Raw genomic sequence first — 24655 nt, 5'->3', positions numbered from 1 at the left:
AGCGGCCGGGGCCGACTCGTCGGCGTGAACGGATCCGACCGGCCGGCGCGGTGCGGGCACCACGGGCCGGGCCAAGACGGGGGACAGGCGACACCGGAGACAGCGGTGACACCAGTGACATCGGTGGCACCGGCGACGCCGGGAGGGACCGTACCGCCCGGCGGGCACCACGGCCGGGCGTCTGCCAACCGCACGCCCCCAGACAGGAATGACCCCTCATGTCGAAGACCCCGCACCTCTGGATGCGGCACGAGTCCCGCCCCACCGAGCGCCGCGCCCCCCTCACCCCCGCCGACGCCGGACACCTCGTCCGGGCGGGCCTCCGGATCACCGTCGAGGCCTCGGAGCAGCGCGTGTTCCCCCTCGCCGACTACGCCGCCGCAGGCTGCGACACCGCGCCCACCGACTCCTGGCTCACGGCCCCCGACGAGGCCTACGTCCTCGGCCTGAAGGAGCTCCCCGCCGGCTCCGGCGCCCCGGTCCTGCGCCACCGGCACATCTACTTCGGCCACGCCTACAAGGGTCAGGCCGGCGCGGCCGAGTTGCTCACCCGTTTCACCGCCGGCGGCGGCGCCCTGCTCGACATGGAGTACCTCACCGACGAGGCCGGCCGCCGCGTCGCGGCGTTCGGCTACTGGGCCGGCTACGTCGGAGCCGCCCTCGCCGTCCTGCACCGCCGCGGCCTGCTCACCGCGCCCCTGCGGCCGACCGACCGCCCCGCCCTGGACGCGCTGTTGGCCTCCGGCGCGGGAGCCCCCGGTACCGGCGCGGCCGGCGCGGACGGCACCGCCCTCGTCATCGGCGCGTTCGGCCGCAGCGGCCGCGGCGCCTGCGACGCCCTGACCACCGCCGGGTTCGACCCGACCCGCTGGGACCTCGCCGAGACCCGCGACATCGACCGCGCCGCGCTCCTCGGCCACGACCTGATGGTCAACACCGTCCTCACCACCACGCCCGTCCCGCCGTTCCTCACCAAGGGCGACCTCGACGACCCGGGCCGGCGCCTCTCCCTCGTCTCCGACGTCACCTGCGACGTCACCTCCGACTGCAACGTGCTGCCGGTGTACGACGAGACCACCACCTGGGAGGAGCCGGTACGCGCCCTCACCGCGGGCGGCGCCCCCCTCGACCTGATCGCCATCGACAACCTCCCCTCCCTCCTGCCCGTCGAGGCCACCACCGCCTTCTCCGCCGAACTCGCCCCGCAGCTGCGGCGCCTGACGGACTGGGACGGGGTGTGGGCCCGCGCCCTGAGCACCTTCGAGACGGCGGTCCGGACCCGGGACGACCTCCTCGCCCGCTGACCCGCCCCGCCGGCCTGAGCCGCCGGCCGTGCTCCCGCCGCCGTGCCCCGCCGGCCGTGCCCCGCCGTGCCCCCGGCGGCGGGGCACGCCCGGCGATGACCCACCGGCGTCCCGCCACCGCCGCGTGGAGCGGCCGGAACAGGACCACAACACCACCCGAGCCGAACCCGAAGCGCCGCGTCGCACAGTCCTCACATGACTTCGACCACGCGGCTTCCCCAGGACTCCGAGCCCCTCCCGAAGAAGGCCGGTCCCCGCCAGTGGCTGGGCCTGGCGGTACTGCTCCTTCCCGTCACCCTGATGACGGCCGACCTCGGCGTGCTGTGGCTGGCCACCCCGTACCTGACCGCCGACCTGCACCCCTCCAGCAGCCAACTGCTCTGGACCACCGACATGTACGGGTTCATGACCGCCGGCTTCCTGGTGATCATGGGCACCCTGGGCGACCGCATCGGCCGCCGCAAGCTCCTGCTCGCCGGATCCGTCGGGGTGATCGCGGCCTCGCTGCTCGCCGCGTACGCCGGCGGCCCGCAGACGCTGATCATCGCCCGGGCCCTGCTGGGCGTCGCCGGCGCCGCCGTGCTCCCGTCCACCCTCGCGTTGATCACCCACATGTTCACCGACGCCCGGCAGCGGGCCACGGCCATCGCCATGTGGGTCTCCGCCCTCTCGGTCGGCATCGCGATCGGACCGGTGATCGGCGGGGTGCTGCTCGACAGCTTCTGGTGGGGCTCGGTGTTCCTGCTCGGCGTTCCGGTGATGATCCCGGTCGTCCTGCTGGCACCGCTGCTGCTCCCCGAGTACCGCGACCCGACCGCCGGCCGCATCGACCTGCTCAGCGTCGCGCTGTTCCTCCTGGCGATCCTTCCCGCGGTGTACGGGGTCAAGAAGGTGGCCGAGTTCGGCCCCCGGCCGGGCCACCTGGCCGCGATCGCGATCGGCGTCGGCTTCACCCTCCTCTTCGTCCACCGGCAGCGCCGCCTGGACACCCCCCTCCTCGACCTGCGCCTCTTCTCCCACCGGGCCTTCAGCGGTGCCCTGTTGACCCTGCTGCTCGGCATGATGGCGCTGAACGGCATCGAGTACCTGGTCCCGCAGTACCTGCTGGCCATCGGCGGACTCTCCCCGCTCGTGGCGGGCCTGTGGCTGCTGCCCGGAGCCGCCGGCCTGGTCATCGGCTCCCAGCTGACCCCCGTTCTCGCCCGTCGGGCGCGCCCCGCCACCGTCATCCTGGCGGGCCTGGCGGTCACCCTCGTCGGTTTCTGGCTGGCCACGCGGGACGGCGTACCGATCGTCTCCGCGGCCCTGGCCCTGGTGATGTTCGGCATCGCCCCGATCAGCGTGCTCGGCACGGCGCTCGCGGTCGGCTCGGCCCCCGCGGAGAAGGCCGGTTCGGCGGCGGCCACCGGACAGACCGCCTACGACCTCGGGCTCGCCCTGGGCATCGCGGGCACCGGCAGCGTGGCCGTCGCCGTCTACCGCGACGACGTGGCCTCGGCCGCCCCGGCCGGCCTGCCCGCCGACGCCCTGACGGCTGCCCGGGACACCCTCGGCGGGGCCACCGACGCCGCCGCCCATCTCCCCGAAGCCCTGGCCTCCGACCTGCTGACCGCGGCCCGGGACGCCTTCACCTCCGGGTTCCACACGGCCGCCCTGGTCAGCGCGTTCCTGGCGCTCGCCACCGCCGTCACCGTCATCACCCTCCTGCGCCACGTGCGACCGATCGGCAGCGACACATAAGCCCTGGGGGAGCGCGTCCCGGGGAGCAGGGCTTCCGGGAACCCGGCCATGGAAGCTCAGCCCACCCCCCGGCCCCGCACCCCCTCCGTTCCCCTCCCCGCCCCCGGCTCGCGGATGTCCGACCCCGGCATCCTGGTGCCCGAGCGACGGACATCGGCGCGGTCCTCTACCGGGTCACCGGCAACCGCTCGGTACCCCGGGCCGGTTGAACCGGGGCATCCCGCGGCCGCGGCGCGTTGCGCGGGAGCCGGGGCGCGGGCGCCGGTGCCCCGGCGGTGGCCGGCCCGGCGCCCCCGGCCTCGTTCCGAACGTGACTCAGATGGCGTTCTCCGATGTCGGTTCGGGTTTCGTGTGGAGGACGTCCCGGGCCTGGTCGGCGGCGCGGGCGATGCTTTCGGAGATGAAGTCGACGAACCGGGCGATGTTCTCCAGGCGCTCCGCGGCCGGGGTGCCGGGGCCGAGGACGCCGACGCCCTGTCGGGCGACATCACCGAGGTGGGCGGTGGCGCGGGCGCTGGCCATCGTCGACTGGTAGAGGACGTCGTCGTCGACGACGTACCGCTCGCGGCGGCGCTCGTCGCGCTCCCGGCGGATGAGGCCCTGGTCGTCGAGGAACGCGATCGCCTTGGAGACGGTCGCCGGGCTGACCTGGAGGCGCCCGGCGAGTTCGGAGGCGCCGAGGCTGCCGGCGTCGGTGGTGTAGAGGGCGGCCAGCACCCGGGCCGTCATCCTGGGCAGGCCCGATTGCATGAAGACGGTGCCGAACACCTCCTCGTACGCGCGGACGGCGTCGGTATCGCGTCCGTCGGCCTGCGGGGGCGTCCCGGGGTCCCGGGGCGCCGCACGCTTGCGCCGGTGGGCGCGCTGTTCGGTGGCGCGATGGGCCAGGTCGGCGCGGTAGGCGGCGGGGCCGCCGTTGCGCATCACCTCACGCGTGATGGTCGAGGTCGGGCGGTCGAGGCTCCTGGCGATCTCGGCGTAGGCGAGCCCGTCGGCCACCCCCAGCGCGATCTGCCGGCGTTCCTGCTGGGTGAGTCTGCCTCCCGGCATCGCGGTCTCCTTCGTGGCGTGCGGTACCTCCAGCATAGCGTTCATCCTCAGTCCATTGCAATGCTCGATGAGGGGTTTGTTGCGTTGAATTCAAAACCATTGCAACGAATTCCCTGCTTCTACCTGCATGAATGCCAGTCACGCGCAACGAGTTGATTGCCAAGTCAGCGAACGCAACGTAGCTTTTCCCTCATCGGAAACAACGAAACGAAGGAAGACATCATGCAGAAGTTCGCCACCCCCGCCCCGGTCTCCGCCATCCTCGACATCCCCGCCGGCCACATCCGGTTCATCGCCGCCGACCGGGCCGACACCGCCGTCGAGATCCTTCCCGCGAACCCCTCGAAGGGCCGCGACGTGAAGGCGGCGGAGCGCACCACGGTCGAATACCGCGACGGCGTCCTGCGGATCACGGCCCCGGAGGCGAAGAACCAGATGCTCGATGCGTCCGGTTCCGTCGACGTCACGGTCCAACTCCCCACCGGCTCCCGCGTCGAGGCGAAGACGGCCGCCGCCGAACTCCGCGGCGTCGGACGCCTCGGCGACGTCACCTTCGAAGGCGCGCAGGGCTCGGTCAAGCTCGACGAGACCGCGGGCGCCCACCTCACCCTCCTCGCCGGCGACATCTCGGTCGGCCGCCTCGGTGGACCGGCGGAGATCAGCACGCAGAAGGGCGACCTGCGCATCACCGAGGCCGCACGCGGCACCGTCGCGCTGCGCACCGAGGCCGGCGACATCTCGGTCGGCGCCGCCCGCGGGGTCTGCGCCTCCCTGGACGCCGGCACCGGCCACGGCCGGATCCACAACGCCCTCCAGAACGCCGAAGGCGCCACCGCGGGCCTGACCATCCACGCGACCACGGCCTACGGCGACATCACCGCCCGCAGCCTGTGAGAAAGGGCGCCCCCTCAGGCGCCGCGCCCCCCGCCCCCGGTTTCGAGACACTTCCCAAGGAGCCCACCACCATGTCCCCCACCCGTACCGACCAGAACCCCGCTGACCACCCGAATCACCCTGACCGCCCGGAACTGCGCAAGGTCATGGAGGAGATGGTCGAGTCCGGCTTCACCGGAGTGACGTTGCGCGTGCACGACGAGCGGGGCGGGTGGGTCGCCGGCGCCGGGGTGAGCAAGCTGGGCGAGAGCGCGAAGCCGCCGACGAACGGGCACGTCAGGATCGGCAGCAACACCAAGACGTTCACCGCGACCGTGGTCCTGCAACTCGTGGCCGAGGGCAGGATCGGGCTGGACACCCCGGCGGACGACCACCTGCCCGAGTTCGGGCTGGACCGGAAGATCACGGTGCGGATGCTGCTGCAACACACCAGCGGGGTGTTCAACTTCACCGGCGAGTACTACGAGGACGGGACGGTCGTGGCCGGGATCCCCGCCACGACCGCGGGCCGGGAGTGGGTGGACAACCGGTTCAAGACCTACCGACCGGAAGAGCTGGTACGGCTCGCGTTGTCCAAGCCGGCGCGCTTCGAGCCGGGTACGGACTGGAGCTACTCCAACACCAACTACGTGCTGGCCAGGCTGCTGATCGAGAAGGTCACCGGCCGCTCGTTCGCCGAGGAGATGCGGCGCCTGATCCTGGAACCCCTCGGACTGTCGGGCACCGCGGTGCCCGACACCGACCCGGAGATCCCCGAACCGCACACCCACGCCTACTACCGGTACGAGGAGGACGGCCGGCAGGAGACGGTCGACGTCACCCGCCAGAACCCCTCCTGGATCTCCACCGGCGGAGACATGATCTCCACCACCCGAGACCTCCACACCTTCATCTCCGCACTCGCGGGCGGCAGGCTCCTGCCGGCCCCGCTGCTGGCCGAGATGTGCACGCCGCATCCCAAGGTCGGCTACGGCCTGGGGGTGTTCGTCCAGGACACCGGCGACGGCGGCACCGTCATCACCCACAACGGCGGCATGGCCGGCCACGCGGCACTGATGTACAGCACCCCCGACGGCAGCAGGACCCTGACCGCCGCCCTGAACTACGTGGACGACGCCGCACTGTCCATGGCGACGGCGTTCCACCAGGCGACACAAAGGCTCGTCAAGGAGGTCTTCGGCGGCCCCCAGGCTCCGTAACACAACGTCGGCCCGGCATCCCCGGACCGACGACCGGCCTCCCCCTCAACCGGGGACAGCACCCGGTGCCGGCAGCGTCGCCCCACGCCAGGACGGCCCCGCTGACCGCTCAGGCGAGGCGGTCTGCGGCGCTCGACGGCCAAGCCCTGGAACCCCGACGACACGAAGCGACGGCCGTGCAGATCAGTGCCGTGGACGGCAATCCGCTCACCCAGGGCGGGGGGCGCTTTCGCACTCAGGCCTGTGGCCTCTGGGTACAGCTGGAACCGCCGGCACCTGGCAGTCACACGCTGAGCATCAGGGGGTCATCGGGATCCTTCGCCGTCTCCGTGGACTACAAGCTTCAGGTCGCGGCCGGCTGAAGAAGGGCGTGCCCTTCACCCATTGAGCTGCCGTCCGGTTCGCGTAGGGCACGCCCTCACGGGCCCCGCCCCCGCCCTCAGGCGGGTACCGGCGCCTCGGCTCCCACGCCGAAGGCGGTCAGTGCCGCGTCCGCCGCCGTGAAGACCTCCCGGGCCCGCGCCCCGCGCAACTGCTCCGGGATGCCCGAGAACTCCGTGCCGTGGAGGAGCCGTACGGTCGCCTCCGCCACCCCGCAGAACTCCGAGACCCCGAAGCCGAGTTGCAGTTCGAGCGCCTCGCCGAGCCGGGTCTGTTCGTAGTATTCGGCCGAGTGCCCGGCCAGGGCCAGCCACAGCATCCGCTTCCCGGCCAGCCGGGGCTTGCTGCGGCCGTAGGCGAACCCGTAGTTCCACACCCGGTCGATCCAGCCCTTCACGATGGCCGGCGGCGCGAACCACCACACGGGGAAGACCACCACCACCATGTCGGCGGCCTCGATCCGCCGCATGTGCTCGTGCACCACGGGGGAGTACCGCTTCTCGCGGTCCTGCCAGTCGGGTTCGTCGACCGGCGTCAGTCGCGGGTCGAAGTCCTCCGCGTACAGGTCCAGGAGGTCCACGGTGCCGCCGGCCGCCTCCAACCGGCGGCGGGTGCGTTCCGCGACCTGGGCGGACAGGGAATCGCCTCGGGGGTGGGCCAGAACGAGCAGGGTCCGGGACACGGGACGGCCTCCAATGCGCGGAACGGGTGACAGGAGCGGTGACAGAAGCGGTGACAGAGGGGCGACAGAGGGCGGGAAGCGGGGCGCGGGGTCCGGTCGGCGCGCGGGGGTCGCGCCGACCGGGTACCCGGGTCAGATGCCGAGGCCGGAGCCGCCGCTGACGTCGATGTTCTGGCCGGTGATCCAGCGGGCGTCGTCGGTGGCGAGGAAGGAGACGACGTCGGCGACGTCGTCGGGCTGGCCGACGCGGTTGAAGACGGAGAAGGCGGCGGCCTGGGCCTTGGCCTCGGGGATGGCCATCCAGGGGTGGATGTCGGTTTCGATGGTGCCGGGGGAGACGGCGTTGACGGTGATCTGGCGGCTGCCGAGGGTCTGGGCGAGGGTGAGGGTGAGGACCTCGACGGCGCCCTTGCTGGCGGCGTAGGAGGTCATGCCGGGGAAGGCGACCTTGGTGACGCCGGAGGAGATGTTGATGATGCGGCCGCCGTCGCGCAGGCGGTCCAGGCCCTTTTGGATGATGAAGAAGGGGGCCTTGGCGTTGATCGCGAAGACCTTGTCGTAGTCGGCCTCGGAGACCTCGTGGATCAGGCCCGGGCCCGCGATCCCCGCGTTGTTCACCAGGATGTCCAGGCCGTCGGCGTGCTCGTCGAAGGCCGCCCACAGGGTGTCGGCGTCACCCGGCAGACCCAACTCCGCGCGGATCGCGAACGCCTGCCCGCCCGCCGCCTCGATCGAGTTCACCGTCTCCTTCGCGGCGGCCTCGTTCCCCGCGTAGTGCACGGCGACCCTGGCCCCCTCGGCGGCCAGCGCCAGGGCGATGCTCCGGCCGATACCGCGGCTCGAACCGGTCACCAGTGCAGTCTTTCCGTCAAGCTTTCCCATGGCGGGCTCCCTCGTCGTTGTCATCGTCGTCGTAGTCATCGCATCGCGTCATCGCATCGTCGTCATTGCGTCATTGCGTCATCGCGTTCACACACCGTCGTCTTCGCCGCCTGGCGGCTTCGACGTGATTCAGGATGCGGTCGAGCGACTCGGGTTTGGCTCGGGTTTTGTTACGGCCCCGTTCGGACCAGGGGTTACCTTCGGACCAGGGGTTACGGTGACGCCATGCGATTCGGGGTACTGGGGCAGCTGGGCGTGTGGACGACCGACGGAACACCCGTCAGGGTTCCCGAACTGAAGGTACGGACCCTCCTCGCCTCCCTCCTCGTCGACGCCGGCCGCCCCGTGGCCACCCACCGCCTGATCGACGACCTGTGGGGCGACGAACCGCCCGGCAACCCCACCCGCGCCCTCCAGGCGAAGGTCTCCCAACTGCGCCGCGCGCTCGACGAGGCCCAGCCGGGCGCCCGCGACCTCGTGCGTTCCCAGGCGCCCGGCTACGTACTGACACCCCCCGAGGCCGGTCTGGACACGGCGGCGTTCGCCGCCCTCGCCGGCCGGGCCCGCGCGAGCGCCGAACCCTCCGTACGGGCCTCCCTGTTCGCGGACGCCCTCGCCGTCTGGCGCGGCCCCGCCTTCGCGGACTTCGAACAGGAGGCCTTCACCAGGGCCGCCGCCCACCGCCTGGAGGAAGAACGCCTCGTCGTCCTGGAAGAACAGGCCGAGGCCCGCCTCGACATCGGAGAACACGCGCTCCTCGTCGGGGAACTCGCCGAGCTCGTCGCACGGCACCCGCTGCGCGAACGCCTGCGCGCCGTCCAACTGCGGGCCCTCTACCGCTCCGGCCGGCAGGGCGAGGCCCTCGCCGGGTACGAGGAGCTGCGCGCCCGCCTCGCCGACGACCTCGGCCTCGACCCCAGCCCCGCGCTCGTCGCCCTCCAGCGGGCGATCCTGAACCAGGACCCCGCCCTGGCGGCGCCGCCCCCGCCCGTCGCGGTCACCGCCACCGTCCCGGCCGCCCGCACTCCGGGCGCAACCACCGGCCCGGACGCCGCAGACGTCCCGGGCGCCGCACACGCCCCGGGCGCCGCAGCCCCGCACACCAACCTCCCCGCCTCCCTCTCCCCGCTCGTCGGCCGCGAGCAGGCCGTCGCCGCCGTACGCGAACTCGCCGCCACCCGCCGGCTGGTCACCCTCACCGGCCCCGGCGGCGTCGGCAAGACCCGCCTCGCCATCGAGACCGCCGGCGGGCTCGGGCACGCCTTCCGCGACGGCGTCTGGCTCGTCGAACTCGCGGGCGTAATGAAGGGCGAGGCCGCCGACACCGTCGCCGACACGGTCGCGGCCGCCCTCGGCATCCGCGACGACGTGGTGTGGGGCGTGCCGCCCACCGCGCAACAAGCCCTCACGCCCGGCCGGCGGCTCGCCGCGACCCTGCGCGACCGCGAGCTGCTCCTCGTACTCGACAACTGCGAACACGTCGTCGACGAGGTGGCCGCCCTCGTCGAACTCCTGCTGCGCGGCGCTCCCGGCCTGCGAATCCTGACGACCAGTCAAGAGCCCCTCGCCCTCGCCGGCGAGACCCTGTGGACGGTGCCGACCCTCGAACTCCAGGCCGCCGTCGAGCTGTTCACGGCCCGCGCCGCCGCGACCGCCCCCGGGTTCGTCCTCGACCCCGACACCGCCGAGACGGTCGAGGCCGTCTGCCGCCGCCTCGACGGCATCCCGCTGGCCCTCGAACTCGCCGCGACCCGCGTCCGCGCCCTCGGCGTGCACCGGCTCCTGGAGAGACTCGACGACCGCTTCCGGCTCCTCAGCTCCGGCCGCCGCGGCGCGCCCGCCCGCCAACAGACCCTGCGCGCCGTCATCGACTGGAGCTGGGAGCTGCTCACCGGGCCCGAGCGGGCCGTCCTGCGCCGGCTCGCCGTCCACGCCGAGGGCTGCACCCTGGAAGCCGCCGAGGAGGTCTGCGCGGACGGCGACCTCGACCCCTCCGAGGTACTGGACCTCCTCGCACGCCTCGTCGACCGCTCGCTGGTCGCCCTCACCCCCGGCCCGACGGGGCCCCGCTACCGGCTGCTGGAGTCGGTGGCCGCGTACTGCGTCGAACGCCTGGAGGAGGCGGCCGAGACGGGCCCCGCACGCGCCCGCCACCTCGCCCACCACCTGGCCCTCGCCGAACAGGCCGACCCCCGCCTGCGGGCCGCCGGACAGCGGACCTGGATGGACCGCCTCGACACGGAGACCGCCAACCTGCGCGCCGCCCTCGCCCACGCCCTGGCCGGCGGGTCCGCCGACGACGCCCTGCGCCTGGTCTCGGCCCTCTCCTGGTACTGGATCCTGCGCGGCCGTCTCGGCGAGGGACGCCGCTCCCTGGAGGCGGCCCTCGCCGCCACCGGGCAGGCGGCGCCCGAACTGCGCGCCCACGTCGGGGTCCTGCGCACCGGGTTCGCCGTCATGGCGGGGGAGGGGGCGTCGCGTACGACCCGCATCCGCCGGGACCTGAGCGCGTACGACGAGACCCGGCCCGGGCCGTACGAGGAGTCCCGGGCCCGCTGGTTCCTCGCCCACGCCCTGTGCGGAACCGGCGACCTGACCGGCGGACAGGAACTCACCGAACAGGCCCTCGCCGGGTTCACCGCCCTCGGTGACACCTGGGGAACGGCGGCCGCCATGGCAGACCGGGCCTCCCAACTGCTCCTCAAGGGAGACCTCGAAGGCGCCGCCCGCGACGCCACCCGCAGCGCGGCGCTCTTCCAGGAACTCGGTGACGGAGCCGCCCGGCTCTGGACGGTCTACCCCCTGGCCTCCCTCGCCGAGATCCACGGCGACTACCCCGAGGCCACCCGGCTGCGCCGCGAGGGCCTGGAGACCGCGGAAAGCCTCGGCCTGACCACCCAGGCCGCCGACCTGCTCTCCGGACTGGGCCGCAGCGCCCTGCTGACCGGTGACCCGGAAGCCGCCCGTGACCTGCACGAACGATCCCGACGACTCGCCGCCGAACAGGGCTTCCGGGCCGGGGAGATCAACGCCGTCCTGGGCTTGGGCCTCGGCGCCCGCCGCACCGGTGACCTGGCCGAGGCCGAGCGGCACATGCGCCGCGTCCTGGACTGGCACACCTCCGTGGGCCTCGACGGGGCCAACGCGCTCGTCCTGGCCGAGTTGGGCTACATCGCCGAACTGCGCGGGGACGCCCCGGCCGCGCTCGCCCTCCAACGGGAGGGCCTCGCCATGGCCCGCACCACCGGCGATCCCCGCGCCCTCGCGCTGGCCTACGAGGGTCTCGCCGGGGCCCGGGCCGGCTCGGACCCGGACGGTTCGGCCGCCCTGCTCGGCGCCGCCGACGCCGCCCGCCGCTTCGCCGGGGCGCCCCTGCCACCCGCCGAACGCGCCGACGTCGACCGGACCACCGCCACGACCCGATCCGCCCTGGGCCGCGCCGCCTTCGAGGCGGCCTTCGCCCGCGGCGCGGCACTGCCGCCGCAGGACGTGGCCCGGGAGTTCTGACCGGACCGGGGAGTTCTGACGTGCCCGGGGGTTCTGACCGGGGCCGGGAGTTCTCACCGGGCCCGGTGCTCCGGGTGTGGGGCGATGTCGGGAGCGTGGCGGTGTGGGACGCCGGGTCACAGCGTGACGCGCGCGGCCACGGGGAGGTGGTCGCTGCCGGTCCGGGGCAGCGACCAGACCCGGATGACGGTCGCCGACCGGGCCAGGACCTGATCGATCCTGGCCAGCGGGAAGCGGGCCGGCCAGCTGAACGCGAAACCCGAACCCGGCGCCGTCAGCCGCGAGGTGACCGGAGCCAGCCCCCGGTCGTCCACCGTGCCGTTCAGGTCCCCGAGCAGCAGTACCCGCTCCGACGCCTCGGCCGCGACCGCCGCGCCGAGCCGCACCGCGCTCTCGTCCCGCCGCGCCGAGCCGAAGCCGTGGGCGCCGATCCGCAGGGACGGCAGGTGGGCCACGTACACGGCGATCTCCCCCCGCGGGGTCCTGGCCGTCGCCCGCAGCCCGCGGTTCCATTCGGGCCCCACCCCGGCGGGCCTGATGTCCACCGGACGCGCGTCCGTCAGCGGATACCTCGACCAGAGCCCGACCGTGCCGTGGACGACGTGGTACGGGTACCCGGCGGCCAGGACGGTCCTGTACGAGGGCAGCGCGGCCGGCGTCAGCTCCTCCAACGCGACCAGGTCCGCGTCGGCGGCGGCCAGCGCCCTCGCCGTGCCCGCCGGATCGGGGTTGTCGTCGGCGACGTTGTGCTGCACGGCAAGGAGAGCGCGACCGCCTTCCGTACCGGGTGTACCGGGTGTACCGGACAGCGGCAGAGCGCCGAACAGCGCGAGCCAGGCGGCGACCGGCAGCAGCGCCGCGAACGAGGCGACGGCCGACCGGCGCAGCACCGCCGCCCCGATCTGCACCGGGATCAGCAGACCGAGCCACGGCAGGAACGTCTCCAGCAGACTCCCCGGCCGCCCCGGCAGGTCGGGCACGAGGCCGTGCAGGGCCAGCAGGGCGGCGAGCAGCACGGCCGATGCCGTGAGCACCGGGGACATGCCGATCAGACGCGACGCCCCGACCCGCGCACCCTCCACCTCCGAACCCCCCCCCTCAGATCCGCGCTTCGGCGGGGAAACCCGTCCACCGCAACTCCGCCGGCAGATGCCCCATGTCGTTGTACAGGAGCACGGACGCCGGTCGGTCCGGCGCGTACCGGATGACGGTCAGCGAGGCATGGGCGGGGTTGAGGCCCATCCACCGCCACTTCGGCGCGTCCAGGGCGGCCCGTACGAGCCAGCCGATGAGGAACGCGTGGGTGACGACCAACTCGTGACGGGGTTCGTCGCCCGCCACCGGGCAGGCGAACCGCGCGAGCGCCGCCCGCGCCCGCTCCGGACCGCCCTCCCGCTCCTCGGCGGGGAAGGCCGCAAGCCGCTCCCACATCGCGTCGGCCGAGTCCGCCGGCAGTTCCTCGCGCCGCGGCAGGTACGGGACGTAGTCCCCGGCGAGGTCCGACTCCCGTACGGAAACCCCGTCGAGCCGCTCGCCGATCAGGGCGGCGGTCCGCGCCGCCCTCGGCAGCGGGCCGTGGTGGACCGTGGAGAGCGCGACCGCCGCGAGTCGCTCACCCAGCAGCGCGGCCTGCCGGCGACCGGCGTCCGTCAGCTCGCTCTCGTCCGGCGAGGCCTCGCCGTGTCGGGCGAGGTAGAGGTATCGAACGGCGGTCGCGGTCGCGGTCATGGGCAGGGTCCTCATGTTCATGATCTCCGGGTGTGTGGAGGGACGCCGCGTCCCACGACCGCGGTTCCCCACGCCCGCACGGGACCGAGACGGGCGCGACCGGGGCGGGGCGACCGGGGCGGGGCGACCGAGACGGGGCGACCGAGACAGGGCTACCGAGACGGGGTGACCGAGGCGGCGGCGACCGGGGCGGGAGTCGAGCGCGGGAGTCGAGGCGCGGACCACGGCGCAATCGCGCCAGAAGATGCCGGATCCGTCCCTCCCGTGCCACGGTCCGGTGCCCCTAGGGTCGAGCGATGACCTCGCACGAGACGACCGACCCCGCCCCGGCCCGCTCCCGTACCCACGACCGGCAGCCCGGCCCCGAGGCGCCCGAACTGCACGGCATGAGCGGCCTCGACATGCTCCGCGCCACCCTCAAGGGGACCCTGCCCGACGCCTCGATCATGAGCACGATGAGCTTTCGGCTCACCGACGTCGCCGAGGGCTTCGTCGCCTTCGAGGGAGACCCGGGCGACCACCTGCTCAACTACATGGGCACCGTGCACGGCGGCTTCCTCGCCACCCTCCTGGACTCGGCCCTCGGCTCGTCCGTGATGACCCGTCTGCCCGCGGGCACCACCTACGCCACCGTCCAACTGGGCGTCCACCTGATCCGCCCCGTCCTCGCCGACACCCCGACCCTGCGCTGCGAGGGCACCGCCCTGCACGTGGGTCGCACCACCGCCACCGCCGAGGCCCGCGTCATCGGCACCCACGACGGCAAGCTCTACGCCCACGGCACCACCACCTGCGCGGTCCTGCGCCCCTGACCTCCCGGACCGGCCGGTGTGCGCGGGGGGATGCGGGGCACACGGTCGGCACGGTTGTTCGAGAGGGAGGTCCACATGCTGGCCATCGCTGCGGCGGTACTGTTCTTCATCGCGTTCGTCATCAACGCGGCGGGTATCGACACGAATGACGTCCTGTCATCCGTCAACATGATGCTGCTGGGACTGGCGGTACTGGCCCTGCACCTCGGGGGCGTCGGTTCGGGCGCCCGCACGGGCGGTGGCACCGGTCGCCGGTCGGGATGGGGGCGCAGACGCTGACGTTGCCCCGCGCGACGAACACCTCGGCGGTTCACCTCACGTCTGCCCGTGAGGTGAACCGCCGAGGTGTTCGCCGTGTGCGTCCGCGGCCTCGCGCGGGGTAGACGCGGCGCATGACTGAGAAGACGTCTTGCCGGTTGTCGGAGTTGAGCCGCCGCGTGGCACCGACGCTGCCGCCATTCCAGAGGGCGGTTCTCGCGTCGGTCCTGCGCAGCCGCGAGACCCGCACCGCCCCGGCCACCAGGCTCCCCGCGTCCCGCACGTCCTCCGCGTCCCGCACGTCCCGCACGTCCTGAGGATCCGGGTCCAGAAAACAGCAATGGCAAGGAGATGCCCACTCCTTGCCATGTTCAAGATATAGCGCACGGGGGGCCTTGCGGCAAGGCCCCCGTCGTGCCGCAGAATCTCCGATCGAAGCCGGAATCCGCGGACATCCCGGATGCGCGAATCCGCGCGCTTCGTCAATCCGGGGTGTTGATCCCGGTTGTCGATGTCGTGCTGTCGCTGTCGCTGTCGCTGTCGCTGTCGCTGTCGCGGTTTCGGGGATCGGCATCGGCCCCCCCATCGGAATGCGCGGAGCGACCGGCCGAAATCGAATCGTTGAATGGGCGTTGTGATGATTGACGTGATCGTGGTCGGTGGCGGACCGACCGGTTTGATGCTGGCCTGCGAACTGAGGCCGGCCGGAGTGAACGTGGTCGTGTTGGAGAAGCTGACCGAGCCGACCGGGCAGTCCCGCGGTCGCGGCCTGCACGCGCGCAGCGTCGAGCTGATGGACCAGCGCGGCCTCCTGGACCGGTTCCTCGCCGTCAGTGAGAAGTTCCAGGTCGGCGGGCTCTTCGGTGGAGTCGTCAAACCGTGGCCGGACCGCTTGGACACCGCCCATCCCTACGGCCTCGCCACCCCGCAGCCGGTCACCGAGCGGCTGCTCGACGAACGGGCCCTCGAACTCGGGACCGAGATCCGGCGCGGCTGCGAGCTGGTGGGGCTGAGCCAGGACGAGGACGGCGTGAGCGTCGAACTGGCGGACGGTACGCATCTGCGTTCGCGCTACGTCGTCGGCTGCGACGGTGGCCGCAGCACGGTGCGCAAGCTGCTCGGCGTCGGCTTCCCCGGCGAGCCCGCCAGGGTCGAGACCCTGCTGGGGGACATGGAGCTGACCGAGGACCCGGCGACGATCGCCGCCGTGGTCGAGGAAGTCCGTACGAGGCAACTGCGGTTCGGTGTCCAACCCGACGTGGACGGGAACCAGGGGGTGTACCGCGTCGTGGTGCCCGCCGCGGGGGTGACCGAGGAGCGTGCGACCGCGCCCACCCTGGAGGAGTTCAAGGAGCGGATGCGGGACTGCGCGGGCACCGACTTCGGGGCGCACTCGCCGCGTTGGCTCTCCCGCTTCGGCGATGCCACCCGGCAGGCCGAGCGCTACCGGGTGGGCCGGGTGCTGCTCGCCGGCGACGCGGCGCACATCCACCCGCCGACCGGCGGGCAGGGACTCAACCTCGGCGTGCAGGACGCGTTCAACCTCGGCTGGAAGCTGGCCGCCGCGGTCAACGGGTGGGCTCCGGAAGGCCTGTTGGACACCTACCACGCCGAGCGGCATCCGGTGGGCGCCGACGTACTGGAGAACACCCGCGCGCAGATGACCCTGCTGGGGGCCGATCCCGGTGCGACCGCGCTGCGCGAGCTGTTCTCCAAGCTGATGGACTTCGAGGAGGTGAACCGGTACGTGACCGGGATGATCACCGCCGTCGACGTCCGCTACGACCTCGGCGAGGGGCACGAACTGCTCGGTCGACGGATGCGGGACGTGGAGCTGAAGCGCGGTCGCCTCTACGAGCTGATGCGCGACGGCCGCGGGATCCTCCTCGACCGGACCGGCGGGCTCTCCGTCGAAGGCTGGACCGACCGGGTCCACCACGTCGTCGACGTCGACGAGGAACCGGACGCGCCCGCGGCGCTGCTGCGGCCGGACGGCCACGTGGCCTGGGTGGGCGACGACCAGCGGGACCTGCTGGACGCACTCCCCAGGTGGTTCGGCGCCCCGGCCAGCTGAGCGCGATGCCGCGCCGCGACCACGTCGTGGCCCCGCACGAACTTGGGCACACGCCGTGCGGCCCGGAGGTGCGCGTTCGCGCTGGAAATCGAACACGTGATTGAATTAGGGGATGGCACGCACTCCCTTCCCCGACGACCTGGTGGAACTCCAGGTCCAATGGCTCCGCATCTATCGGGAGCTGGCCCGGCTGCCCGCCGAGGCCGGTACGGCCGTGCTGCGCCGTCGTCTGATCGTCCTGTCCTGCCGTATCGCGGCGCACGCCTACTGGGCGGAGCCGAACAGGTCGCCGGCCGGTCGGGTGGAACTGCGCCGGCTGGCGCGAGCACGCGGTTGGGTGACGGCGGCATGAGGGATTCCTGTCAGGAACCCGACCGGTCGGAGGACCCGGGCGAGCGGTTCGGCGAGGGCGGCTCGGCCGTGCCCCGTCTGGTCGTCCACCCGCCGGACGGTCGCGGATGGCGCCGGGTGCTGTGCGACGGGCGGAGCCTGGGCACCGCCTACCGGTACGAGGACATCGCGATCTTCCTGGCCGCCGCCGGAATGGAGGACGCGCAGGACGCCGACCTGGCCGACCCGGGATTCGTGGAATGGCGCGGCGGGGGACCCGAGGTCTGGTCGGCGCCGATGTAGCGCGCTACGGGCCCCCGCATCGTGCGGGCGGTCCCACAGCGGGTCTACAGCCACCCCCGCTTCGTGGCGTTCACGCCCGCTTGGAAGCGACTGGCCGCCTCCAGGCGCTCCATGAGGTTCGCCATCATGCGGCGGACCGTGCGCAGCGAGATGCCGAGTTTGCGGGCGGCCGACTCGTCGGTGTCCCCGGCGGCGATCATTCCCAGCAGGGTGCGGTCCATCGGAGTGCACCCGTTGTCGTCGGCGGGCGTCTGCTCGCCGACGGGGGAGCCGGCCTCCCAGATCTGCTCGAAGAGCGCGCACAGGGCGACCACGACGCCGGGACTGTGCACCTCCAGCGCGCCCGCGCGGGGTTCGGCCGGGTCCAGGGGGAGGATCGCGACCCTGCGGTCAACGATGATCATCTGGATGGGCACGGTGGGTACGGTGCGCATCCGACCGCCGTGCTCGATCAGCCAGCGGGCGTAGGCGAGGGTGTCGGTGTCGTTGCGGAAGCTGTCCCGGCACACCGCCCGGATGACGACGCCGCGTTCCAGGGCCTGTTCGTTGAGGGGGGTCGCGGCGTTCCGGGCGTCGGGCCGGTGCGCACCGCCCGGGTTGAGGGACAGGCACTCGAACTCGGTGATCCGCTGTAACTCCTCCAGCCGGACCCGGACCGCGTCCAGCCCTTCGAGCCGGGTGGCGCCGTCGAACGCGCGGGCCCCGCGGTGCTCGGCGGCGATGGCGGCGATCTCCGCGCGCGTGGTCTCGACCCGGGCCTGGTGGGACGCCAACTCGGCCTGGGCCGAGGCCAGGAGCGCGGCGAGACCCACTTCGGGGCTGACGGGTCTCAGCCGGCCGTTGAACTGGTCGGACGGTTTGAGGAGGGTCAGGGCCGCCAGCTCGTCCAGGGCGGCCCGTACCTGGCGCTCGGACAGGCCGGTGTCCTCCAGCAGGGCCGCCACTCCGTGATCGGGATGGCGGAGCGTCGCCCGGTAGACGGCCTCCGCGTGTGGTGACAGCCCGAGCAGTTGCAGCATGGCGGTCTCCCCCTGGTCGCGACCTCCGTCAGGTCGGTCCAGGCTTGCGCATGGCCGAGAACTCCTCAAGCCCCAATTGGAGACAACCGACCGTCATCCGGCCCGGGGCGTGCGGGCGGAGCCGCGCCCGGAGCGGCGCCCGGAGCCGCGCCCGGAGCCGGGCCGGGCATGATCCGGGAGCGGGCGCCGAAGTGGCTCCAAGGTGCCAGGCACCTTGAGGCCCGCCTCGGGCTGGTGACATCGGGCCCGCGGTCGGACAGTCTTGAGCCATCGACCGCAACACCCCGCAAAACAGGGTGAAAGCGCAGGAACAGTCGCGAACCAAATGACCTCGAAGGGTGGAGTTCGTCATGTCCCGGATCGTCGCCTTGGTGCTCACCTCCGTCGCCCTGCTCACCGTCCCGGGGACCTCCACCGCCGCCATCGCCGCCGCCGAACCCGCGCCGGTCCGGCACGTGACGGCCGGCGACGGCTACGGATGGGGCACCCCCCTCGGCGACGGCGGTTCACCAGTCGACGGCGGCGGCACCCCCCTGCACATCGGCTGACGCTCCCCCCGCCACGCGAGCGAACGCGGAGCACGGTCCACGGAGTACGGATCGCGGGCCGCGGTACACGGGCCGCGGAACACCGGCCCCTCCACGGCGCGGGCGCACGACCCACGGCGCGGGCGCACGACCGGAGGCCACATGCACATGATCACGATGCGGCTGGTCGGTCCCGGAACGCACCCCGCCCCGGCCACCCTCACCGAACTGCTCATGGCCCGCTTCACACCGGCGGACCGGGTCGAGCACCTCTGGACACGCGTCGAACCCGGCCGGATCGACCTGGTGCTGTTCCTCCTCGCCGACTGCGAGGCCGAGGCCCTGCTGGCCGCCCGCGCGGCCTGCCTGCGGGCCATCGAGCACACCCCGCGACTCACCACCTGGCGCCTGTCGGACGACCCGCACGCCAACGGGACCACCAACGAGGACCGGCGCGACCCCGCATAGGCGCACGCCCCGGCCACCACGCCCGCCGGCCCACCACGCCCCCCGACCCACCACGCCCCCCGGGCCCACCCACCGCGCTCCCCGGCCCGGCCCGCCGCGCCCCTCCGCCGGCCACCACGATCGAGGCACAGAGAGGAATCGACCATGCTCGAAACCGCCGACGCGGGGTCCCCCGCGGCACTCGACCGCACCACCGGGCGCCGCCACATCGGAACCTTCCCGGTCCCCGACGAGGTCAACGACCGGGACTTCCCCCTCCCCGGCGTGCAGCTCCGGCAGAACAACGTCAGTACCGGCGACGGCACGACCGCGGTGGTGAGCGTGACCCGCATCTCCAACGGGCCGGGCATCACCGACTACGTCACGCACGAGCAGGACTTCGCCTACTCCACCTTCGGCATCCACGTCGGCCAGGACGACCGCCTCACCTTCTTCGGCGAGCGCCGGCGCATCAGCGTGCACCTGATCGACTGCCGCGAGGACTCGCCACAGCTCGGGGACGAGATCACCATCGAGCTGGACGTCTCGCCGCACCGCGTCCTGATCATCCCGAAGGGCGTCGCCCACACCCTCGACGGCCTCGGCGGAGTCGTCACCCGCGACGAACCCGTCTGGTACGCCGACCGGAACCCCGACTGGGAACCGGACAACGACCTGGTGTCCTTCCTGCGCACGGCCGACCGGGCCCCCGTGGTGCGCACCAACCGCCACCTGCTGCCGGTCTCCGCCCACATGCTGCTGTCCCGCATGTCGCAGCGGACGAACTCCCAGATCCAGGAGGCGTACGCCGCGCGGTTCCGGGTGTCCATCGGCGGCCGGACGACCTACGCCACGATCAGGCCCGACTGGCGGGCGGCCGAGGCGACCCCCGCGGACGCCCATCCACTGATCAGCCGCAACAACTTCGTCCTGACCGGACCCGAGTCCTTCACCGTCGTCCCCTCGACGGACAGCTGCACCTCGGACGTCCTCGAAGTGGAACTCGACGGTCAGGACGGCCGGTTCGTCCGGCACCAGTTCTCCCGCCGGCGCCTCACCTGGCTGGCGGGCAGCACGGACGCGCGGATCGAGGTGGTGGACGCGGACGGCGAACGTTCCGTCATCCGTCTCGGCGACCCCACGATCGGCGTCCGCGTCCCACCCGGTACCTGGTACCGGCTGACCGGCAGCGGCCGCATCTGGCTGCGCGCCGAGACGGAGCTGCTGGACCTCAGTCCCTGGGGTCCCCGCCACCGGCTCGGCCGCGACGCCACCACGGCGGACCCGTCCGAGACCGGTCCCAGCACTCCCGAGCGGGACGACGCACCGTACCTGCCCGGGGCCGCACTGCACGCCCTCGCCCGCATGGAGGCGAAGGCGATCTCCCTCACCCACCGGAAGGAAGTACCCCATGTCCATCACCAGCGCTGAGACCAACGCCTGGAAGAACGACCTCGACGCCATGTTCGACGACGTCACGGACCCGGAGGCGCGTGCGGCCCTCGGCAACCTCCGTTCGGCCCTGGAGCCGTACTTCGAGACCCCCGAGTACTTCCGCAGCATCCTCGGCAAGATCGCGTCGTCGGTCCTGGACCCCGAGACGGAGGAGAAGATCACCTCCCGCGCCTTCGGTGACGTGGAGGAGTTCAAGGCCGCCCTGCCGGAGGGCGTCTCGGTCACCACCATCCAGTAGTCCCGCAGGCCGCACGGAGCGGGCGCACCCACGCGTGCGCCCGCTCCGCAGGCGTTCAGAAAGGAAGCCGGCCATGCCCGTCGCCCTCCCGAAGCCGCACCTGATCATGACCAAGACCCGCACCACGGGCCCCGAATCCGGCCTGCCGGGTGCGCGGCACGTGAGGTCCTCGCGCAACGACCGGCCGTACCACTACATGGTCCACAGCCCGCACTTCGCCTACGAGGAGTACGCCCTGCACCTCGGGCAGTACGACCGGCTGTCCTTCTACGGCGAGGCCGACGCCCCGCCCGTCACCGTGCACATGTACGACTGCCGCGAGAACTCGCCCGAGTACGACCGCAAACTGGAGATCGAGGTGCCGGCGGACGGATCGTGCGTCCTGGCCGTTCCCCCCGGCTACGCCCACTGGTTCGAGGGGCTCGGCAGCGTCACCACCCGCAACGACTACTCGGTGCTCGCCCCCGAGGACTCCTCCTCGCCGTGGCACCCCCTGGAGGACAACGCGACGTACCCCGTCGAGACCATGCGGGCCGGCCGCCCCAGGACCGTCGCCAACACGGTCGAGCTTCCCGTGCCCGCCCAGTTCCTGATCTCCAAGGCGGTCTCCCGCAGCTGGCGCGGCGGCGCCACGGAACAAGGCGTGGTCGCCACCGCGGAGATCGACGGCGAGCTGCGGCGCTACTACCTCGACCAGGACCTCGGCCGCGACCGGCCGGAGCTGCCCGGCTCGGACCTCGCCACGGTGGGCGCCGCCGTCGGCTCCTACCAGTCCATCCGCGACGACTCGTACGGGATCGGCGCCAACGTCGGCAACGGCCTCGCCGACACCATGGTCTGCGACCTTCCCGGCCAATGGCCGCGACATTTCAGCGCCCATCCCCATCTCACCCTCAAGCTGTCCCCCCTCCTGTACGACAATCCCGAGATGGAACTGCAACTGGTCGACCGCCGGGCCGACTCCCCGACCTTCGGGGCCACCCAGGTCATCCCCTTCCCCCGCGACCCGCGCGTCGTGCTGACGATCGAGCCCGGCGTGCTGATGCGCGCACGCGGCAGCGGGACGCTGCACTACCGCGTGGAGTACGAGGTCCACGACGCGACCGCGCGGATGCCGCGGCTGTTCGTCCCCGTCCCCGACGACGCCTTACCCCCCACCTTCGATCCGCCCGGTGCCGCCCTCGCGGAGACCGTCGTCAGGGAGTTGGCCTACCGGTGACCGCGACGAACCAGAAGCCGGCGGCGAAGGAACACCCCACCCTCGCCGTCCGCTCCCCCCGGCTGACCCTGCTGCTCGTGGTCTTCGCCGCACTGGTGCTGGCCCGCTCGATGAGCGAGGGCATCTACGACATCGCGTTCGCCAACCTGGCGCTGGACCTCTCCGGGCTGGTGAGCACCGTCGGCCTGGTGTACTTCGTCGGGTACGGCGTCGAGGTCGTCGCGTCCGTCGCCGCCGGCCCGCTGCTGGACCGGGGTGACCCGAAGACCGTCCTGGTGGTGTCCTACCTCGTCAAGATCGGCGTCTTCGTCCTCATCGGACTCGGCAGCACCTTCCTCTCCTCACACCTGTGGGCGATCGTCGTCGCGGCGGCGACGGTGGACCTCGTCCACCACGTCGGCGAGATGGCCCTGTTCGTCCTCCTGCCGAGGATCCTCGACGCGCGGGCCCTCGTCCGGGTCCAGGCCCTCGGCGGCACCGTCCGGTCGGCCTCCGAACTGCTCTCCCCGGTCGTGGCCGGCCTCGTCATCGCCCTCCTCCCGGGCTCGCGCGCCCTGCTCGTCGCCGCGGGTCTCCAGGTCCTCGCGCTGGCCCTGTTCGCCGCCTTCGTCGCCGTCGTGATCCGGGCGCAGGGCCCCCTGCGGCGGAGCACACCGGACGACGCGGCCGAGCCGGACGCCGCCGGGGACGGCGGGGGCGCCGAGCGCGCCCCGCTGCCCTCCCGGCGGGAGGTGGCCCGGACGCTGACCGGCAGCCGGGCGTGGCGGAGGTTCACCACCTTCCACGGGCTGACCGTCCTCGCGCTCTCCACGGTGATCCTCTCCGTGCTCTCCCTGATGCGCGAGACGCTCCACATGACCGCGGCGGGCGCCGGATCCTTCCTGGCCTTCTCGACCATCGGCGCGATCATCGGCGGCCTCGCCGTCGCCAAGGCCGGCCCGGACGGGATCTACACGAGCCTCCGCTGGGCCCCCGCCCTCGCCGGCGCGGGGGCCCTGACAGCCGCGTTCCTCGGCCAGACGCGGTGGCTGCTGGCGGCCGGGCTGATCCTGTTCGGGCTGGGCTTCACCGTCTACCTCCGGTCCGCCGGGCTGCTGATCCAACTGCGCGCGCCCTCGGCGGTCCTCGGTACCTGGAACGGCCTCCTCGACGCGGTCATCCGCATCGTCAGCGCGGCGGCGATCCTGGTGACGGGCTTCCTCTTCGACCGTTTCGGCGGACAGGCGATCTACCTCGCCTTCGGTCTGCTCCTCGTCCTGACCGCCGCGCTCTGGTCCACCTTCGGGACCGAGGACCGCGAGGCCCTGGGCGCGACCCCGCTGCACCCCGCGCCGGCGCGGGACCCGGGGGAGGTCACGCGATCCTGAGGCCGGAGCCCAGCCGGACGGCCTGGAGGGCGACGTACAGCTCCGCGGACGACTCGGCGTCCGTGGTGCGCCGTCCGGTCAGTTCGGCGATCCGGTTGAGGCGGTACAGGACCGTGTTGCGGTGGCAGTGCAGACGCTTCGCCGCCACCGCCGTGGAACCGCCGCTGGCGAACCAGGTGTGCAGGGTCTCCAGCAGCGTGGTCTGCTCCACCTCGGGCAACGCGCGCAGCGGCCCCAGCACGGCCTGGGCCACCTCCGCCGCGGTGTCCGGGGAGGCGGCCGCGAGGATGGCGATCGGGGAACTTCCGTACAGGTGGACCCCGTTGGCCTCCGGCGGGAGGCACTGCACCGCCAGTTGGGCCTCGCGCCACGCCGTGGGGGCGTTGATCGGGGCGCTGAAGGGGCGGCTGACACCGAGGCGGCAGCGCGCGGTGTCCGTGAGCCGGTCGACGGCCGTCTCCACCATGTGCTCGTTCGGAAGCGTCATCAGACCCGCCAGGGCGCCGATCTGGGCGACCCACTCGGAGCCGATGCCGACGGCCCGGAGCCGGTCGCCCATGCCGAGCAGCGAGTCCTCGCCGTCGTGGGTCTCGGCGCACACCACGAGGAACAGCCCCTTGCGGTCCAGTTTCAGGACCCGCGCGATCTCCCACGCGCCGGCGCTGGTCCCGGCCCGGCCGTCCAGCAGGGTCGCCAGCATCACCCTGCGCGCCGCGGTGTCGCGTCGGACCCGGACCTCGACCGTGGTCCGGTAGGCCTCGGCGGCCGCGCTGGAGTACTCGTCGATCGCCATCCAGATGTCGGACACCTTGGGCAGCAACTCGGTCGCGCACTCCTCTTCCGAGGTCAGCACGAGCAGCCGGTCCCAGATGAACCGCCCGGCCATCCGGTAGGCGTGCAGGAGCGCCGCCAGCGGGATGCCCTGCTCGGCCTTGAGCCGTCCGGCCGCGCGCGGGGCCTCCAGCGTGCTCGGCCCGCCCCGCAACGCCGTCAGCAGCGTCAGGAGGTTGTCGCGGACCACGGCGCGCAACCGGTCCCGGTCCAGCACCGTGCTCTGGGCGTAGGAGTCCTCGCCGTCCACGATCTCGACGGTCAGCTCGTCGGCGAGCGAATCCACGTCGACCAGCAACCGGCCGACCAGTGACGCGACACGCTCGTCGGATCCCAACTCTGCTGTCACGCGCCGATTCTAGGTGCCGCCGTGTGTGCGTGGGCACAAGGGAACGGGGCTTTTTCCGG

Annotated in this window: 24 protein-coding genes; 17 read left to right on the top strand and 7 right to left on the bottom strand. The window is 72.8% G+C overall.

The window, feature by feature from the left end; all coding sequences use genetic code 11:
• Positions 1 to 218 precede the first annotated feature (218 nt).
• On the top strand, positions 219 to 1304 hold the full coding sequence (locus ACIRO3_RS31135; RefSeq protein ID WP_404142361.1) for a saccharopine dehydrogenase: 1086 nt from the start codon (positions 219 to 221) through the stop codon (positions 1302 to 1304).
• Between the two features lie 195 nt (positions 1305 to 1499).
• Positions 1500 to 3044 carry an MFS transporter gene (locus tag ACIRO3_RS31130; RefSeq protein WP_404142358.1) on the top strand — a complete coding sequence of 515 codons (1545 nt, stop codon included), beginning with the start codon at positions 1500 to 1502 and terminating at the stop codon, positions 3042 to 3044.
• 315 nt (positions 3045 to 3359) lie between these two features.
• Here ACIRO3_RS31130 and ACIRO3_RS31125 read toward each other — a convergent pair whose 3' ends face one another.
• Positions 3360 to 4094, bottom strand: a complete 735-nt coding sequence (locus ACIRO3_RS31125) for a helix-turn-helix domain-containing protein (protein WP_404142415.1) — start codon at positions 4092 to 4094, stop codon at positions 3360 to 3362.
• 222 nt (positions 4095 to 4316) lie between these two features.
• On the opposite strand from ACIRO3_RS31125, the gene ACIRO3_RS31120 reads away from it, so the two are divergent.
• Both ACIRO3_RS31120 and ACIRO3_RS31115 read left to right on the top strand, forming a co-directional pair.
• Positions 4317 to 4988, top strand: a complete 672-nt coding sequence (locus tag ACIRO3_RS31120) for a DUF4097 family beta strand repeat-containing protein (RefSeq protein WP_404142356.1) — start codon at positions 4317 to 4319, stop codon at positions 4986 to 4988.
• A gap of 71 nt (positions 4989 to 5059) precedes the next feature.
• Positions 5060 to 6187 carry a serine hydrolase domain-containing protein gene (locus tag ACIRO3_RS31115; protein ID WP_404142353.1) on the top strand — a complete coding sequence of 376 codons (1128 nt, stop codon included), beginning with the start codon at positions 5060 to 5062 and terminating at the stop codon, positions 6185 to 6187.
• 439 nt (positions 6188 to 6626) lie between these two features.
• Here ACIRO3_RS31115 and ACIRO3_RS31110 read toward each other — a convergent pair whose 3' ends face one another.
• Together ACIRO3_RS31110 and ACIRO3_RS31105 are read right to left on the bottom strand one after the other, a co-directional pair.
• Entirely contained in the window at positions 6627 to 7250 is a 624-nt protein-coding gene (locus ACIRO3_RS31110) for an NAD(P)H oxidoreductase (protein WP_404142351.1), read from the bottom strand.
• Positions 7251 to 7382: 132 nt separating this feature from the next.
• Positions 7383 to 8132, bottom strand: coding sequence for an SDR family oxidoreductase (locus ACIRO3_RS31105; protein ID WP_366148783.1), 750 nt, complete (start codon positions 8130 to 8132; stop codon positions 7383 to 7385).
• A gap of 225 nt (positions 8133 to 8357) precedes the next feature.
• Between ACIRO3_RS31105 and ACIRO3_RS31100 the strand changes: the two genes are divergently transcribed.
• Complete coding sequence (locus ACIRO3_RS31100; RefSeq protein WP_404142348.1) at positions 8358 to 11639, top strand: AfsR/SARP family transcriptional regulator; 3282 nt, start codon at positions 8358 to 8360, stop codon at positions 11637 to 11639.
• A 116-nt stretch (positions 11640 to 11755) separates the two neighbouring features.
• Here the strand turns inward: ACIRO3_RS31100 and ACIRO3_RS31095 are convergent, their stop codons facing one another.
• Both ACIRO3_RS31095 and ACIRO3_RS31090 read right to left on the bottom strand, forming a co-directional pair.
• Positions 11756 to 12682 (bottom strand): endonuclease/exonuclease/phosphatase family protein, encoded by a 927-nt coding sequence (locus ACIRO3_RS31095; protein WP_404142345.1) that lies wholly within the window; start codon positions 12680 to 12682, stop codon positions 11756 to 11758.
• Positions 12683 to 12737: 55 nt separating this feature from the next.
• Complete coding sequence (locus tag ACIRO3_RS31090) at positions 12738 to 13367, bottom strand: histidine phosphatase family protein (protein ID WP_404142342.1); 630 nt, start codon at positions 13365 to 13367, stop codon at positions 12738 to 12740.
• 296 nt (positions 13368 to 13663) lie between these two features.
• On the opposite strand from ACIRO3_RS31090, the gene ACIRO3_RS31085 reads away from it, so the two are divergent.
• From ACIRO3_RS31085 to ACIRO3_RS31060, 6 genes are all read left to right on the top strand, one after another.
• Positions 13664 to 14179: a PaaI family thioesterase gene (locus ACIRO3_RS31085; protein WP_404142340.1), complete on the top strand. Its 516-nt coding sequence runs from the start codon at positions 13664 to 13666 to the stop codon at positions 14177 to 14179.
• A 75-nt stretch (positions 14180 to 14254) separates the two neighbouring features.
• Positions 14255 to 14458: a hypothetical protein gene (locus tag ACIRO3_RS31080; RefSeq protein ID WP_404142338.1), complete on the top strand. Its 204-nt coding sequence runs from the start codon at positions 14255 to 14257 to the stop codon at positions 14456 to 14458.
• Between the two features lie 393 nt (positions 14459 to 14851).
• Positions 14852 to 15082, top strand: a complete 231-nt coding sequence (locus tag ACIRO3_RS31075) for a hypothetical protein (RefSeq protein WP_404142335.1) — start codon at positions 14852 to 14854, stop codon at positions 15080 to 15082.
• A complete protein-coding gene (rox, locus tag ACIRO3_RS31070) occupies positions 15075 to 16511 on the top strand; it encodes a rifampin monooxygenase (RefSeq protein WP_404142333.1) in 1437 nt (478 codons plus the stop codon). Before ACIRO3_RS31075 ends, rox begins: the two co-directional genes overlap by 8 nt.
• Positions 16512 to 16623: 112 nt before the next feature.
• Entirely contained in the window at positions 16624 to 16863 is a 240-nt protein-coding gene (locus tag ACIRO3_RS31065) for a hypothetical protein (protein WP_361784887.1), read from the top strand.
• Positions 16860 to 17144: a hypothetical protein gene (locus ACIRO3_RS31060; protein WP_366001308.1), complete on the top strand. Its 285-nt coding sequence runs from the start codon at positions 16860 to 16862 to the stop codon at positions 17142 to 17144. Before ACIRO3_RS31065 ends, ACIRO3_RS31060 begins: the two co-directional genes overlap by 4 nt.
• A 44-nt stretch (positions 17145 to 17188) precedes the next feature.
• Here the strand turns inward: ACIRO3_RS31060 and ACIRO3_RS31055 are convergent, their stop codons facing one another.
• A complete protein-coding gene (locus tag ACIRO3_RS31055; RefSeq protein ID WP_404142328.1) occupies positions 17189 to 18163 on the bottom strand; it encodes a LuxR C-terminal-related transcriptional regulator in 975 nt (324 codons plus the stop codon).
• A 350-nt stretch (positions 18164 to 18513) separates the two neighbouring features.
• Here ACIRO3_RS31055 and ACIRO3_RS31050 point away from each other — a divergent pair, with 350 nt between their 5' ends.
• The 6 genes from ACIRO3_RS31050 (at position 18514) to ACIRO3_RS31025 (ending at position 23416) form a co-directional block, all read left to right on the top strand.
• Complete coding sequence (locus ACIRO3_RS31050) at positions 18514 to 18711, top strand: hypothetical protein (RefSeq protein ID WP_404142325.1); 198 nt, start codon at positions 18514 to 18516, stop codon at positions 18709 to 18711.
• A gap of 141 nt (positions 18712 to 18852) precedes the next feature.
• Positions 18853 to 19158 carry a hypothetical protein gene (locus ACIRO3_RS31045; protein WP_404142324.1) on the top strand — a complete coding sequence of 102 codons (306 nt, stop codon included), beginning with the start codon at positions 18853 to 18855 and terminating at the stop codon, positions 19156 to 19158.
• Positions 19159 to 19302: 144 nt separating this feature from the next.
• Entirely contained in the window at positions 19303 to 20568 is a 1266-nt protein-coding gene (locus tag ACIRO3_RS31040; protein WP_366148777.1) for a hypothetical protein, read from the top strand.
• Positions 20549 to 20830, top strand: a complete 282-nt coding sequence (locus ACIRO3_RS31035) for a hypothetical protein (RefSeq protein WP_361784869.1) — start codon at positions 20549 to 20551, stop codon at positions 20828 to 20830. The genes ACIRO3_RS31040 and ACIRO3_RS31035 overlap by 20 nt, the downstream gene beginning before the upstream one ends.
• A gap of 73 nt (positions 20831 to 20903) precedes the next feature.
• On the top strand, positions 20904 to 22049 hold the full coding sequence (locus ACIRO3_RS31030; protein WP_404142321.1) for a hypothetical protein: 1146 nt from the start codon (positions 20904 to 20906) through the stop codon (positions 22047 to 22049).
• Positions 22046 to 23416, top strand: a complete 1371-nt coding sequence (locus tag ACIRO3_RS31025) for an MFS transporter (protein ID WP_404142319.1) — start codon at positions 22046 to 22048, stop codon at positions 23414 to 23416. The genes ACIRO3_RS31030 and ACIRO3_RS31025 overlap by 4 nt, the downstream gene beginning before the upstream one ends.
• Here ACIRO3_RS31025 and ACIRO3_RS31020 read toward each other — a convergent pair.
• Entirely contained in the window at positions 23403 to 24596 is a 1194-nt protein-coding gene (locus ACIRO3_RS31020) for a helix-turn-helix domain-containing protein (RefSeq protein WP_366148774.1), read from the bottom strand. The genes ACIRO3_RS31025 and ACIRO3_RS31020 overlap by 14 nt on opposite strands.
• Positions 24597 to 24655: the final 59 nt, after the last annotated feature.

Source organism: Streptomyces sp. NPDC102278 (assembly GCF_044766345.1).
Classification (GTDB): Bacteria; Actinomycetota; Actinomycetes; order Streptomycetales; family Streptomycetaceae; genus Streptomyces.
This window is presented reverse-complemented; position numbering and strand designations above follow the sequence as displayed.

Coding starts and splice junctions, on each gene's coding strand:
- ACIRO3_RS31135 (WP_404142361.1), top strand. CDS start 219: ATGTCGAAGACCCCGCACCTCTGGATGCGGCACGAGTCCCGCCCCACC.
- ACIRO3_RS31130 (WP_404142358.1), top strand. CDS start 1,500: ATGACTTCGACCACGCGGCTTCCCCAGGACTCCGAGCCCCTCCCGAAG.
- ACIRO3_RS31125 (WP_404142415.1), bottom strand. CDS start 4,094: ATGCCGGGAGGCAGACTCACCCAGCAGGAACGCCGGCAGATCGCGCTG.
- ACIRO3_RS31120 (WP_404142356.1), top strand. CDS start 4,317: ATGCAGAAGTTCGCCACCCCCGCCCCGGTCTCCGCCATCCTCGACATC.
- ACIRO3_RS31115 (WP_404142353.1), top strand. CDS start 5,060: ATGTCCCCCACCCGTACCGACCAGAACCCCGCTGACCACCCGAATCAC.
- ACIRO3_RS31105 (WP_366148783.1), bottom strand. CDS start 8,132: ATGGGAAAGCTTGACGGAAAGACTGCACTGGTGACCGGTTCGAGCCGC.
- ACIRO3_RS31100 (WP_404142348.1), top strand. CDS start 8,358: ATGCGATTCGGGGTACTGGGGCAGCTGGGCGTGTGGACGACCGACGGA.
- ACIRO3_RS31095 (WP_404142345.1), bottom strand. CDS start 12,682: ATGTCCCCGGTGCTCACGGCATCGGCCGTGCTGCTCGCCGCCCTGCTG.
- ACIRO3_RS31090 (WP_404142342.1), bottom strand. CDS start 13,367: ATGACCGCGACCGCGACCGCCGTTCGATACCTCTACCTCGCCCGACAC.
- ACIRO3_RS31085 (WP_404142340.1), top strand. CDS start 13,664: ATGACCTCGCACGAGACGACCGACCCCGCCCCGGCCCGCTCCCGTACC.
- ACIRO3_RS31080 (WP_404142338.1), top strand. CDS start 14,255: ATGCTGGCCATCGCTGCGGCGGTACTGTTCTTCATCGCGTTCGTCATC.
- rox (WP_404142333.1), top strand. CDS start 15,075: ATGATTGACGTGATCGTGGTCGGTGGCGGACCGACCGGTTTGATGCTG.
- ACIRO3_RS31065 (WP_361784887.1), top strand. CDS start 16,624: ATGGCACGCACTCCCTTCCCCGACGACCTGGTGGAACTCCAGGTCCAA.
- ACIRO3_RS31060 (WP_366001308.1), top strand. CDS start 16,860: ATGAGGGATTCCTGTCAGGAACCCGACCGGTCGGAGGACCCGGGCGAG.
- ACIRO3_RS31055 (WP_404142328.1), bottom strand. CDS start 18,163: ATGCTGCAACTGCTCGGGCTGTCACCACACGCGGAGGCCGTCTACCGG.
- ACIRO3_RS31050 (WP_404142325.1), top strand. CDS start 18,514: ATGTCCCGGATCGTCGCCTTGGTGCTCACCTCCGTCGCCCTGCTCACC.
- ACIRO3_RS31045 (WP_404142324.1), top strand. CDS start 18,853: ATGCACATGATCACGATGCGGCTGGTCGGTCCCGGAACGCACCCCGCC.
- ACIRO3_RS31040 (WP_366148777.1), top strand. CDS start 19,303: ATGCTCGAAACCGCCGACGCGGGGTCCCCCGCGGCACTCGACCGCACC.
- ACIRO3_RS31035 (WP_361784869.1), top strand. CDS start 20,549: ATGTCCATCACCAGCGCTGAGACCAACGCCTGGAAGAACGACCTCGAC.
- ACIRO3_RS31030 (WP_404142321.1), top strand. CDS start 20,904: ATGCCCGTCGCCCTCCCGAAGCCGCACCTGATCATGACCAAGACCCGC.